Annotated in this window: 12 protein-coding genes; 4 read left to right on the plus strand and 8 right to left on the minus strand. The window is 65.7% G+C overall.

From position 1 onward, the window contains the following. Window positions 1-183: 183 nt before the first annotated feature. The 5 genes from AB8P05_RS03525 to AB8P05_RS03545 form a co-directional block, all read right to left on the minus strand. On the minus strand, window positions 184-1,269 hold the full coding sequence (locus AB8P05_RS03525; RefSeq protein WP_472758829.1) for a pyridoxal phosphate-dependent aminotransferase: 1,086 nt from the start codon (window positions 1,267-1,269) through the stop codon (window positions 184-186). Window positions 1,270-1,432: 163 nt separating this feature from the next. After that, a complete protein-coding gene (locus tag AB8P05_RS03530) occupies window positions 1,433-2,221 on the minus strand; it encodes an amino acid ABC transporter ATP-binding protein (protein WP_455171919.1) in 789 nt (262 codons plus the stop codon). 29 nt (window positions 2,222-2,250) lie between these two features. After that, on the minus strand, window positions 2,251-3,357 hold the full coding sequence (locus AB8P05_RS03535; RefSeq protein ID WP_455171920.1) for an amino acid ABC transporter permease: 1,107 nt from the start codon (window positions 3,355-3,357) through the stop codon (window positions 2,251-2,253). A gap of 5 nt (window positions 3,358-3,362) precedes the next feature. Beyond that, window positions 3,363-4,562, minus strand: coding sequence for an amino acid ABC transporter permease (locus tag AB8P05_RS03540; protein ID WP_472758830.1), 1,200 nt, complete (start codon window positions 4,560-4,562; stop codon window positions 3,363-3,365). A 216-nt stretch (window positions 4,563-4,778) separates the two neighbouring features. Next, window positions 4,779-5,798 carry an amino acid ABC transporter substrate-binding protein gene (locus AB8P05_RS03545; RefSeq protein ID WP_455171922.1) on the minus strand — a complete coding sequence of 340 codons (1,020 nt, stop codon included), beginning with the start codon at window positions 5,796-5,798 and terminating at the stop codon, window positions 4,779-4,781. A 361-nt stretch (window positions 5,799-6,159) separates the two neighbouring features. On the opposite strand from AB8P05_RS03545, the gene metC reads away from it, so the two are divergent. The 4 genes from metC (at window position 6,160) to AB8P05_RS03565 (ending at window position 9,687) form a co-directional block, all read left to right on the plus strand. Beyond that, on the plus strand, window positions 6,160-7,338 hold the full coding sequence (metC, locus tag AB8P05_RS03550; RefSeq protein WP_472758831.1) for a cystathionine beta-lyase: 1,179 nt from the start codon (window positions 6,160-6,162) through the stop codon (window positions 7,336-7,338). Window positions 7,339-7,366: 28 nt separating this feature from the next. Beyond that, window positions 7,367-7,801 (plus strand): phosphoribosyl-AMP cyclohydrolase, encoded by a 435-nt coding sequence (gene hisI / locus AB8P05_RS03555; protein ID WP_472758832.1) that lies wholly within the window; start codon window positions 7,367-7,369, stop codon window positions 7,799-7,801. Between the two features lie 570 nt (window positions 7,802-8,371). Further along, window positions 8,372-9,052 (plus strand): calcium-binding protein, encoded by a 681-nt coding sequence (locus AB8P05_RS03560; RefSeq protein WP_455171925.1) that lies wholly within the window; start codon window positions 8,372-8,374, stop codon window positions 9,050-9,052. A 140-nt stretch (window positions 9,053-9,192) separates the two neighbouring features. Continuing rightward, window positions 9,193-9,687, plus strand: coding sequence for a PRC-barrel domain-containing protein (locus AB8P05_RS03565; RefSeq protein WP_455171926.1), 495 nt, complete (start codon window positions 9,193-9,195; stop codon window positions 9,685-9,687). Between the two features lie 103 nt (window positions 9,688-9,790). Here AB8P05_RS03565 and AB8P05_RS03570 read toward each other — a convergent pair whose 3' ends face one another. The 3 genes from AB8P05_RS03570 to AB8P05_RS03580 all read right to left on the minus strand — a co-directional run bounded on the left by AB8P05_RS03570 (window position 9,791) and on the right by AB8P05_RS03580 (window position 12,843). Beyond that, window positions 9,791-11,305 (minus strand): TRAP transporter large permease, encoded by a 1,515-nt coding sequence (locus AB8P05_RS03570; RefSeq protein ID WP_472758833.1) that lies wholly within the window; start codon window positions 11,303-11,305, stop codon window positions 9,791-9,793. An 18-nt stretch (window positions 11,306-11,323) separates the two neighbouring features. After that, complete coding sequence (locus AB8P05_RS03575) at window positions 11,324-11,863, minus strand: TRAP transporter small permease subunit (protein ID WP_455171928.1); 540 nt, start codon at window positions 11,861-11,863, stop codon at window positions 11,324-11,326. Window positions 11,864-12,099: 236 nt separating this feature from the next. Next, entirely contained in the window at window positions 12,100-12,843 is a 744-nt protein-coding gene (locus tag AB8P05_RS03580) for an arginyltransferase (RefSeq protein WP_472758834.1), read from the minus strand. Window positions 12,844-12,852 lie beyond the last annotated feature (9 nt).

Consider the following 12,852-nt stretch of genomic DNA (forward strand, 5'->3'; position numbering starts at 1 on the left):
GCGGCACTTTCCGCCGGCCTGCATCGGGGAAAAGAAAAACCGGAGACATCCATGCGGATGCTCCGGTTCAGTGATACAGGGAGGGTTAGAGACAAGAAGGACCCTATTCTGAACCGGATATGCCCTTCGTTGATCTGAATCAAAACCAGTGAAAATCCCTGCCGACTGATCGCCCCAAAGTCCTCAGCCCAGGATCTCGGCCAGCGCCACGACCAGTGCCTTGTTCTCCTCCTCGCGGCCGATGGTGATGCGCAGGCAGTCCGGTAGGCCATAATCGGCCACCGGCTTCACCAGGATGCCGCGGCGGGCGAGATGATCGATCACCGCCTGGGTGCCCAGCGACGGATCGGTCGGCACGCGGGCCAGCACGAAATTGCAGACGCTGGGATAGACGCGCAGCCCCACCCGCTCCAGCTCGCGCGATAGCCAGGGCAGCCATCGCGCATTGTGGGCAAAGGTCGCCTCCTCATGCTCCGCGTCGCTCAGCGCGGCGGCGGCGGTCAGTTGGGCGGGCAGCGAGACGTTGAAAGCGCCGCGGATGGCGTTCACCGCCTCGATCACGGTGGAGGGGCCGTAGCCCCAGCCAACCCGCAGCCCGGCCAGCCCGTGCATCTTGGAGAAGGTGCGGATCAGCAGGACATTGTCGGAGTTTTCGACGATCTCCGTCCCATCGCTGTAGTCCGGCATCCGGCAATAGTCGGCATAGGCCGAATCCAGCACCAGCAGCGTGTGCGGCGGAAGGCCGGCGCGCAGCCGCTGCACAGCGTCGGCCGGGATATAGGTGCCGGTCGGGTTGTTCGGGTTGGCGAGGAAGCAGATTCGCGTGCGTTCGCTGGCGCGGTCGATCATGGCTTCCACATCCACGACCATATCGCGCTCCGCCGCGATGACAGCTGTGGCGCCGGTGGCGCGGATCGCCTTGAGGAAACCGCGATAGCCACGTTCGTGGCACAGCACCTCGTCACCGGGGCCGGCGAAGGCCTGGGCCACCAGATGGATCAGCTCCTCCGATCCGGCGGTGCAGACGACGTGGTCGGCGTCGATGGAATGGCGGCGCGCAATGGCATGGCGCAGCGGATCCTGATCCCAGTCGGGATAGCAGTGGATCCGGGTGGCCGCCTCGCAATAGGCATCCAGCGCCAGCGGGCTGGGTCCGAGCGGATTGTGGGTCAGGGACAGGTCGATCCACCGGCGGCCGTCGCGGGGCGGGCGAACGGGACGGTACGGCTTGATCTGGCCAACGCTGGGACGGGGGCTGAGCAGGTCCATAACCTCGGTCTCCGTGAGCGATTCGGTCGAACAGCACGTCAGGCGACCGATTGAACCGCAAACCGGTGCGCAGCGCTACAGGACATTGCGCCGCGCACCATTGGCCGAGGTGTTTTGTTTCCCAATGACGGACCGGACGAAATCGCCGGTCCGACCCCGGGGATCAGTGGTTCAGGATCTGGCTGAGGAAGAGGCGCGTGCGCTCCGACCTCGGGTTCGAGAAGAAGTTGTCCGGCGTGTCCTGCTCGACGATCTCGCCGCGGTCCATGAAGATGACGCGGTCGGCGACCGACTTGGCGAAGCCCATCTCGTGCGTCACGCAGAGCATGGTCATGCCGTCCTCGGCCAGACCAATCATGACGTCCAGCACCTCCTTGACCATTTCGGGGTCGAGGGCGGAGGTCGGCTCGTCGAACAGCATCACCTTCGGGCTCATGCACAGCGACCGCGCGATGGCGACGCGCTGCTGCTGGCCGCCCGACAGCTGGCCGGGATACTTGTGGGCCTGCTCGGCGATGCGCACCCGCTTCAGGTAGCTCATGGCGATCTCTTCCGCTTCCGCCTTCGGCTTCTTGCGGACCCAGATCGGGGCGAGCGTGCAGTTCTCCAGAACCGTCAGGTGCGGGAACAGGTTGAAGTGCTGGAACACCATGCCGACTTCGCGCCGGACAAGCTCGATGTTCTTCAGGTTGTTGGTCAGCTCGATCCCATCGATGACGATGGTGCCCTTCTGATGCTCCTCAAGCCGGTTCAGGCAGCGGATCATCGTCGATTTGCCGGAACCCGACGGGCCGCAGACGACGATACGCTCCCCCTTCTGGACGCTGAGGTCGATGTTCTTCAGGACGTGGAACTCGCCGTACCATTTGTTGACGCCGGTGCAGCGGATGATCTCCTCGCCGCTGAGGACGTGCTTGGCCTTGGCGGTGCCCTGGGACATGGCCTGGGACATGTGACGTGGTCTCCCTTGACGGCGTGGATCTAGCGACGGTGGCCGCGATTGAGATCGCGTTCCAGCTTCTGGCTATATTTGGACATGCTGTAGCAGAAGACCCAATAGATCACGCCGATGAACAGATAGGCCTCGCGGTAGAAACCGCGCCAGGACGGATCGGACAGTGCCGCCTTCGCGGTGCCGAGCAGGTCGTACAGGCCGATGATGATGACCAGCGAGGTGTCCTTGAAGAAGCTGATGAAGGTGTTCACCAGCGGCGGAATGGCGATGGCCAGCGCCTGCGGCAGGATGATCTTGCGCATCTTCTGCCAATAGCTGAGCCCCAGCCCGTCCGCGGCCTCGTACTGGCCCTTCGGGATCGCCTGCAGGCCGCCGCGGATGGCTTCGGCCATATAGGCGGCGGCGAACATGATGAAGGCGATCTGCGCGCGCAGCAGCTTGTCGATCGACACGCCATTGGGCAGGAACAGCGGCAGCATCACAGACGCCATGAACAACAGGCTGATCAGCGGCACGCCGCGGATCAGCTCGATGTAGGTGACGCACAGCACCTTGACCGCGGGCATGTTCGACCGCCGGCCCAGCGCCAGCAGGATCGCCACCGGGAAGGCCACGGCCAGACCGATCACCGACAGGATGAGGGTCAGCGGCAGGCCGCCCCACAGCGTGTTCTCGACATAGGTCAGGCCGAGGACGCCGCCCCACATCAGCACGCCGACCAGCCCCAGCCCGGCCGCCCAGACCAGCCCCAGCCAAGGCTTCCAGAAGCGGCGGTCGCAGCTGACGACCAGCAGGGCGATGATGATGCAGATCGTCAGCAGCGGGCGCCACTGCTCATCCCACGGGAACATCCCGAACATGATGAAGCGCAGCTTTTCGCTGATGAAGCCCCAGCAGGCGCCGCCGGCATCCTGCCGGCAGACGGTGGAGGCGGCATCGAATCCGTGGGCGCGGATCAGCAGCCAGTTGACGAAGGGCGGGATCGCCGACGCCAGAAGCGCCAGCACCAGCACCGTCAGGATGGCGTTGTACCAGGTGTTGAACAGGTTGTTCCGCAGCCACGCGAGGGGGCCGACGGTGTTGGCCGGCGGACGCTCGTCCGGCAGGCCGACGCTTTGCACGTTGTCGGTCATGGCCGTTACCGCTCCACCAGCGCGATGCGCTTGTTGTACCAGTTCATGAAGATCGAGATGCTGAGGCTGATGATCAGGTAGGTGCCCATGATCATCGTCACGCCCTCGATCGCCTGACCGGTCTGGTTCAGGGTCGTGTTGGCGATCGACACCAGATCGGGATAGCCGATGGCGAGCGCCAGCGAACTGTTCTTCGTCAGGTTCAGATACTGGCTGGTCAGCGGCGGCACGATCACCCGCAGCGCCTGCGGCAGGATGACGAGACGCAAGGTCGGGCCGCTGGGCAGGCCGAGCGCGCGCGCCGCCTCCGTCTGGCCCCAGTTGACCGCCGTGATGCCGCTGCGCACCACCTCGGCGATGAAGGCCGCGGTGTAGATGGTCAGGCCGGTCAGGATGGCGAAGAACTCGGGCGAGATGGCGGCACCGCCGGCGAAGTTGAAGCCGGCCAGCTTCGGCACGTCCATCGCCACCGGCGCACCGCCGGCGATCCAGGTCAGCAGCGGCAGGCCGACGATCAGGCCCAGCCCGGTCCAGCCGGCCGGGAAGGGCTGCCCGGTCCGCGCCTGCCGCGCCTTGGCCCAGCGCGACACGCCCCAGGCGGCGACGACGGCGATCAGCAGGGCGATGCCCATGTTGGCCCAGACGGGATCGGGTGCCGGAACCGGCACGCGCAGGCCGCGCTGCGACAGGAAGACGCCCGGAATCGGGTTCAGCGCCTGGCGCACCGGCGGCAGGCTTTCCGACACCAGGGCGTACCAGAAGAACAGCTGCAGCAGCGGCGGGATGTTGCGCACGACCTCGACATAGGTCGAGGCGAGCTTGGCGATCAGCCAGTTGCTGGACAGGCGGGCGACGCCGATGATCGTACCGATGATCGTCGCCAGGATGACGCCGATGATCGACACCTTCAGCGTGTTCAGCACGCCGACCAGGAAGGCACGGCCATAGCTGTCCTTCGGCGAATAGTCGATCAGCGATTCGCCGATGCCGAAGGCCGCTTCACGCTCCAGGAAATCGTAACCGGTCGCGATCGAGCGCCGCGCGAGGTTGTCGAGCGTGTTTGAAATCAAGAACCAGCCGACCAGGACGACCGCGCCGACCACCAGGATCTGGTAGACGATGGCGCGGAACGTCGGGTCGCTGAGGGAAAACGATACGCCACCCGGCGGCGGAGCGCCTTGGGTGGTCCGGGTCTCGGTCGCCACGGACTACTCTCCCCCAACCATCGCGCCCCATACGGTGCCCACGCGGTCCCGGACGTTCTTCCGGGCATTTCCCACACCGTAGGGGATGCGACATGTCTCCCAATGCGGTCCCCTGCGCGGGCGCTTCACCGGCGCCCTGCGCGACCGCTCCTCAAAGAACCGGAAGGCCGCCCCCGGCAACGGGCCTGCGGGCGGCGCTTCAAGCGGTTCCGTGCCTTACCGGAACGGCTGGGCGTACATCAGGCCGCCCTTGGTCCACAGCGCGTTCAGGCCGCGCTCCAGCTTCAGCGGGGTGCCCGGGCCGACGTTGCGGTCGAAGATCTCGCCGTAGTTGCCGACCTTCTTCACGACGTTGTAGGCCCACTTCTCGTCCAGGCCCAGGGCCTTGCCCATGCCCGGCGTGGTGCCGAGATAGCGCTGGATGTCCGGGTTCTTGGAGTTGGTGAACTCGTCGATGTTCTTGGAGGTGATGCCGAATTCCTCGGCCTGAATGGTCGCGAAGACCGTCCACTTCACGATGTCGGACCACTGGTCGTCGCCATGGCGCACGGCCGGGGCCAGCGGCTCCTTGGAGATGACTTCCGGCAGAATGACGTGATCGTCCGGAACCGGGGCGACGCCGGCGCGGGTGCCGGCCAGACCGGACACGTCGGTGGTCAGCACGTCGCAGCGGCCGGCGAAGTAGGCGGCGTTCACCTCGTCGTTCGACTCGATGACGACGGGGTTGTAGCTCATGCCGTTGGCGCGGAAATAGTCCGCGAGGTTCAGTTCGGTCGTGGTGCCGGACTGGACGCAGACGGTGGCGCCGTTCAGCTCCTTGGCGCTCTTCACGCCGAGCTTCTTCGGAACCATGAAGCCCTGGCCGTCATAATAGGTGACGGGGGCGAAATTCAGGCCGACCGAGGTGTCGCGGGTCAGCGTGGCGGTCGTGTTGCGCGACAGCAGGTCGACTTCGCCCGACTGGATGGCCGGGAAGCGCTGCTGGGCCGACAGCGGGGTGAACTTGACCTTGTTGGGGTCGTTGAAGATGGCGACGGCGACGGCACGGCAATAGTCGACGTCCAGGCCGGTCCAGTTGCCGGCGCTGTCGGGGTTGCCGAAGCCCGGCAGGCCCGCGTTGACGCCGCATTGGACGAAGCCGCGCTGCTTGACGGTGTCGAGCGTGGCGGCGCCGGCGGCGACACTGGCGGAAACGACCACGGCCGCTGCGGCGGCGGCCAGGAACCCTGACTTCATATTATGAACTCCACCCTGTTCTTGCGTTCTTCGCATTTGAGCGGTCTGACGACGCGCCTGACCACGCCGGCCGATGGCTCCCGACGGGTCGGCACCGGGCCAACCCTGTGGGGATCGCGACGCAGCCATGCGCGTGGCACAAGAGTGCATCAAGTTGATCCGGCTTGTCGAATCCTCTGTGCATTGGTGGTGTTACCAGAAGATCCCGACGGCGGGCGACCCGTCCGACGCAATCGGCGATGGCCGCGGGGCTTCGGGAATGACACAATGTTCGGCCGCGCCGCCGCTGCTCCGGGAGGCCAGCTTCCCGCGGGGCGACTCAAGGGCGGGCGCGATACCGCTCCAGCAAAACGGACAGTCGATGAAGGACGTCACGCAGGACACGATTCTCGTTCACGCCGGCCGCGATCCGCGGAACAACCACGGCATTGTCAATCCGCCGGTCTATCATTGTTCGACCGTGCTGTTCCCGACGCTCGACGCGCTGGAGGCGAGCGACCGCAACACGCTGGAAGGCGTGCATTACGGCCGCATGGGCACGCCCACCACCTTCGCCTTCGAAGAGGCGGCGGCGGCGCTGGAGGGCGGATTCAGGGCGGTGAACACCGGCTCCGGGCTTGCCGCCATCGCGGTGGCCCTGTCGGCCTTCACCAAGGCCGGCGACCATGTGCTGATCACCGACAGCGCCTATGGCCCGACGCGCCGCTTCGCCAAGGAGACCCTGGCCCCCTACGGCGTGGAGGTGGAGTTCTACGATCCCTGCATCGGCGCCGGCATCGACGCGCTGCTGCGGCCGAACACCAGCGTGGTCTTCCTCGAATCGCCGGGGTCGCTGACCTTCGAGGTGCAGGACGTGCCGGCCATCGCGGCTGCGGCCAGGAAGGCCGGCGCCACGGTGATGATCGACAATACCTGGGCGACTCCGCTGTTCTTCCGCCCGTTCGACCATGGCGTCGACGTGTCGATCCATGCCGCCACCAAATACATGGTGGGCCATGCCGACGCGATGCTGGGCGTCGTCACCTGCCGCGACGAGGCGACCTGGACCGCGGTGAAGAAGGCCGCGACCCGCTTCGGCATCTGCGGCGGCCCGGACGACCTCTATCTCGGCCTGCGTGGCCTGCGGACGCTGTCGGTGCGCATGCGCCAGCACCAGGAAAGCGCGCTGGCGCTGGCCGACTGGCTGGCGGCGCGGCCGGAGGTGACGCGCGTGCTGCATCCCGCCCGCCCCGATTTCCCCGGCCATGCCCTGTGGAAGCGCGACTTCACCGGGTCGAGCGGCCTGTTCTCCATCGTCATCAACCAAGTCCCGCGCAAGGCGCTGGCGGCGATGCTGGATGGGATGGAGCTGTTCGGCATGGGCTACAGCTGGGGCGGCTTCGAAAGCCTGATCCTACCGACGCGCCCGGCCGCCGTGCGCTCCGCCACCCGCTGGACCGAACCGGGGCAGGTCCTGCGCCTGCATGCCGGGCTGGAAAGCGCCGACGACCTGATCCGCGACCTGGACGCCGGCTTCCGCCGGATGGCCGCCGCCCTGTGACCGGCGGCCCTGCAAGGAGTGATTTGCCATGACGGACACACCGTCCATCGACGCGGCGCCGTTCGAAGAGGTGCTCGCCGCCATCCGCTTCACCGCCGACGGGCTGGTGCCCGCCATCGCCCAGGCGGACGGCACCGGCGAGATCCTGATGATGGCCTGGATGAACCGCGACGCGGTGGTGGAGACGCTGGCGACCGGCCGGGTCTGCTACTGGTCGCGGTCGCGCGGCGGGCTGTGGCGCAAGGGGGAGACTTCGGGCCAGATGCAGCGGCTGAAGGATTTCCGGGTGGACTGCGACGGCGACACCCTGCTGCTGATCGTGGAGCAGGACGGCGTCGCCTGCCACACCGGGCGGCGCAGCTGCTTCTATCGCGCTTGGCGCGATGGTCGGCTGGAGACCATCCAGGAGGTCGAGACCGATCCGGCCATCCTCTATGGCGGGCATTCGCACAGCCACGGCTGAGGAACGGCAGGCGGGGGTCGAGTCGCCGCCCCGTCGGCGACGGCACATGCCCATTCGTTGATCCACATCAAAGCAGCGCCCCCGCCGAAGGGTATAGACATCTTCTTGTCTCTAACCCTCCCTGTATATGACTGCACCGGGCGTTCCCTCGAACGCCCGGTAATTTTGCGCGGTCGCCTGCCCCGCAATCCCGGACAGCGGATGACGCGTTTGCGCCGCCGAACCTCTTCCGGACGATCCGCTCCGGCACTGTCATCCGACCGGGGCGTAGGGCCTTCCAATGCGCAACATGGCCTTCGGCACGGCCGACGCTGCCCTTCCGCGAGCCGAAGCCTGTCCATATGGGAGAAGAAATCCCATTCCTGTCCCAAGAACCGACCGCTTTCGGTCACAAATACATCGAAAAAAGAAACATAAAGGGACGAACATTTAATCAATCTACGAACATCTGTGTCATTTCCTCAAATCCCCTTTGTATTGCTCCTTTATCGCTTTTCGACCGCCCAGGACCCATGGTTAACATCTGGTTAATCGTTAACAGCACGTTAACGGCACTGATGGAGAGACGCCATGCGCCAGTTCTGGGGGACTTCGAAAAACGACACCATGACCGGCACCGCCAATGACGACCGCCTCGACGGTCTGGACGGGGACGACCGTATCAACGGCGCCGGCGGGAATGATCTGCTGTATGGCGAACGCGGGAACGACTCGCTGATCGGCGGGCTGGGCAACGACAAGTTCTATGGCGGCGATGGCAACGACTGGCTCGGCGATCCCTATGGGAACGAGGCCGGGAATGACTCGATGTGGGGCGACGCCGGCAACGACCAGTTGTTCGGCGGCGACGGCGACGACTGGCTGAACGGCGGCACCGGCGACGACATCGTCAAGGGCATGCGCGGCAACGACACCATGATCGGCGGCAGCGGCAACGACATGCTGTACGACAGCTACCGTGACGGCGGCGCCGACCTGTTCCAGCCGGGCACCGGCAACGACAGCATGGTCAGCTACACCGACGGTCTCGTAGACCGCTTCCTGATCGAACAGGCGACCGGCGGCTTCGGCACCGACACGATCAACTACTTCGAGAAGGGCATCGACCAGATCGAGTTCCGCGGCTATCGCGCCTGGGAGATGGGGATGACCAACAACGGCACCGCCACGACCTTCGCCTTCACCGACGGGTCGTCGCTGACGGTCGACCAGATCGGGCTGAGCGCCGGCCAGGACTTCATCTTCACCTGACCTGTCCGGACGGAGGACTCCCGCGGGCGATGGGGTCACCCCGTCGGCGCGCGGGACCTCCGGCACGGCTTGCGCTGTTGCATCGGCGGACACATCCGCGCCGTTGCAAGGCGCGCCGCCAGAAGAAGGGCCAAGAACCGATGGACCAACGCCGCCAATCCTTGCGACCGCGCCGCCTCCTGCTGTCGGCGCCCATCCTGTCGGTCTTGGTGCTCGGCGCCTGCGCCGGTTCCTCCGACATGGGCGGCGTGCCATCGGCCGAAGTCGCGACCAAGCCACCGATCGAACTGGTCGGACTGACCGTGCAGACGCCGGACGGACGGCGCATCCTGGGGAACGTCTCCGACCTCGTGATCGGGCCGACCAACCGGGTGGAGCAGGCGATCGTCACCGTCGGCGCCCCCCGCTACCCGACCGAACACAAGGTGACGGTCAACAGCGAGAACCTGCGCTACGCCCACAACCGTCAGGCCGTGATCCTGACCGGCATGACGGTGGAGCAGTTCGCCGCCCTGCCGCCCACCGGCGTCAGCGACCGCATGATGTCGCTTGGCGGCGGTCCCGGCGGCGGGGCTCCCCTTGCGGCCGGCGGCACGGCGCCGACCAACTGGGCCGGAGCCACCCAGCCGCGCTGATCTCCTTCGCTGACCCTTTCCCGTTGGAAGCGCACGCATAAAAAAGGGGGCCGGACGAACCGGCCCCCATTTTCGTTCAGGTATCCGTTCAGGCTTTCCGCCGTCACTTGCCCTGAAGCTGCTTCATGATGTCGTCGGCCTGGTTGTTCTCCTGACTGCCGGGAGCGGCACCGAAGGGCGGCGCCACCTCCTGGTTGTCGAAGGCCGGAATCTCGATCTTCACATCGTCCAGATTGATCGCCGGACCCTTGTCGCGGCCGGCATCGACCATCTGCGGGAAGGCGATGACAAGGGCGACCATGATGAGCTGGATGACCACGAAGGGCACCGCACCCCAGTAGATCTGGCCGGTTGTGATCCTTGCGATCTTCTGCCCGGTTATCTTGTCGATGTAGTCCGTCTTCGGCGCCACCGACCGCAGGAAGAACAGGGCGAAGCCGAAGGGCGGGTGCATGAAGCTGGTCTGCATGTTGACGCCCAGCAGCACGCCGAACCAGATCAGATCGATGCCCAGCTTGTCCGCCACCGGCCCCAGCAGAGGGACGATGATGAAGGCCAGCTCGAAGAAGTCGAGGAAGAAGGCCAGGACGAAGATCAGGATGTTGCAGACGATCAGGAAGCCCAACTGGCCGCCCGGCAGGCTGGTCATCAGATGTTCGACCCAGAGGTCGCCGTTGACGGCGCGGAACACCAGGCCGAACACGGTCGAGCCGATCAGGATGAACACCACGAAGGACGACAGCTTGGCCGTGGAGTCCATGGCCTGACGCATCAGGTTCCAGCTGAGCTGACGCTTGGCGAGCGCCAACAGAATGGCGCCGGCCGCACCCATGGCGCCGCCTTCGGTCGGGGTGGCGATGCCGAGGAAGATGGTGCCCAGCACCAGGAAGATCAGCACCAGCGGCGGCACAAGCGAGGTGATGACGCGCAGAAGCAGCTGGAAGCCACGCAGCGTACGGGCTTCCGGCGGCAGGGCCGGAACCGCCGACGGGCGGATGATGCTGGTGACCAGGATGTAGCCGGTGTAGAGGCCGGTCAGGACCAGACCGGGGATCAGCGCGCCGGCATACATGTCGCCGACCGAACGGCCGAGCTGGTCGGCCAGCACGATCAGCACCAGCGACGGCGGAATGATCTGGGCCAGCGTACCCGACGCGGCGATGACGCCGGATGCGATGCGGCGGTCATAGCCGTAGCGCAGCATGATCGGCAGCGAGATCAGGCCCATGGAGATGACCGACGCGGCGACGACGCCGGTGGTCGCCGCCAGCAGCGCGCCGACGAAGATCACCGCATAGGCCAGACCGCCACGGATCGGACCGAAAAGCTGCCCGATGGTGTCGAGCAGATCCTCGGCCATGCCGGAGCGTTCCAGGATCAGGCCCATGAAGGTGAAGAAGGGAATGGCCAGCAGCGTGTCGTTGCGCATGATGCCGAACACGCGTTCCGGCAGCGCCTGCAACAGCGCCGGGGTCAGCAGACCAAGCTCAATGCCGATCAGACCGAACACGAGGCCGTTCGCGGCGAGCGCGAAAGCGACCGGAAAACCCATCAACAGGAAAAGAACCAGGGCGCCGAACATCAGCGGCGCCATATTGGCGGTTACGAACTCGACCATCAGGGGCGCTCCCGGTCCTTAGGAATGGCTGTGCATCTTCTCGCCCGGCTCGTCACGATGGCCGGTGAGATAGGCGACGCGCTTGATCAGTTCCGACACACCCTGTGCGGTGAGCAGGAAGAAGCCGACCGGGACCAGGATCTTCGCGGGCCAGCGGATCAGGCCGCCGGCATCGCTGGACATCTCGTGGGTGAGATAGCTGTCCAGGAACATCGGCCAGGACAGCACCATGATCAGGATCGTCATCGGGAACATGAAGACCAGGATCCCGAAAATGTCGACCCAGGCCTGGACGCGCTTGGAGAAGCGGCCCAGCACGATGTCGATGCGGATGTGTTCGTTGCGCAGGAACGTGTAGCCCGCGCAAAGCAGGAACACCGCGGAGAACAGATACCACTGCAGCTCCAGCCAGGCGTTGGAGCTGGTGTTGAGCGCGTAGCGGATGACCGCGTTGGCCGAACTGACGACGACGGCGACCAGCACGAGCCAATATGCCAGCTTGCCGATGCCCTCGTTCACGGCATCGATCAGCCCGCTAAGTTTGAGCAGACCTCTCAAAGGAGAAACCTCCCTGTTGCAGGGGGAGCGGCCGCGGCCGTCCCCTTTTGCTTTTGTTGCAGCCGCATAGGCGCGGCAGGTCGCAACCCTCTCTCGGACGGAGGGTATACCAAAAGATAGGATTGGGCGGGACTATTCCTTTCCGGGCATTCACCGGCAAGGGCTACGTTGGAGCTACGTAGAAACCCGTAGATCCCGATGCGGCACAGGACCGGCGGCGCAGCGGCGCGACCGCCCTATTCCTCGTCCGCCGGGATGTCGGCGACGCGCCAGCCGTCCTCGCCCAGGCATTCCAGCGGATGGAACTTCGCCTTGTAGGCCATCTTGCGGCTGTGGGCGATCCAGTAGCCGAGATAGACATAGGGCATGCCGGCGAGCCGGGCCCGCTCGATCAGGCCGAGGATCATGAAGGTGCCGAGGCTGCGGCGGTCCTGCGCCGCATCGTAAAAGCTGTAGACAGCCGAATAGCCGTCCGACAATCGGTCGGTCAGCATGCAGCCCACCAGCTGGCCGCGGTCGTCACGGGCCTCCAGCAGGCTGGTATCCGCCCTGCCCTCGTCCACCATGGCGGCGAAATCGCCCATCGCCATGCGGGCCATGTCGGAATCGCCGTGGCGGGAGTTCTGGTAGAGCGAGAAGAGCCGGTACTGCTCGGACGTGGCGTAGGCCGGCCGTTCGGCCAGCGTGACGCCGGCATTCAGCTTCAGGACGCGGCGCTGCGACCGGCTGGGGATGAACTCCGCCACGGGAACGCGCACGGGTACGCAGGCCTGGCAGTTGGGACAGACCGGGCGATAGACGATGTCGTGGCTGCGGCGGAAGCCGGCCCGCGACAGGGTGGAGTTCACCTCGGTCGCGTAGGGACCGATCAGGCGGGTGAACAGCTTGCGTTCCACACGTCCGGGCAGGTAGGGACAGGGCATCGGCCCCGACCGGAAGAATTGCTGCAGGGGACGCTGCGGCGGCTGGATGACCGACATTCTGACCGA

The organism is Azospirillum sp. VT-I1, from assembly GCF_055698305.1.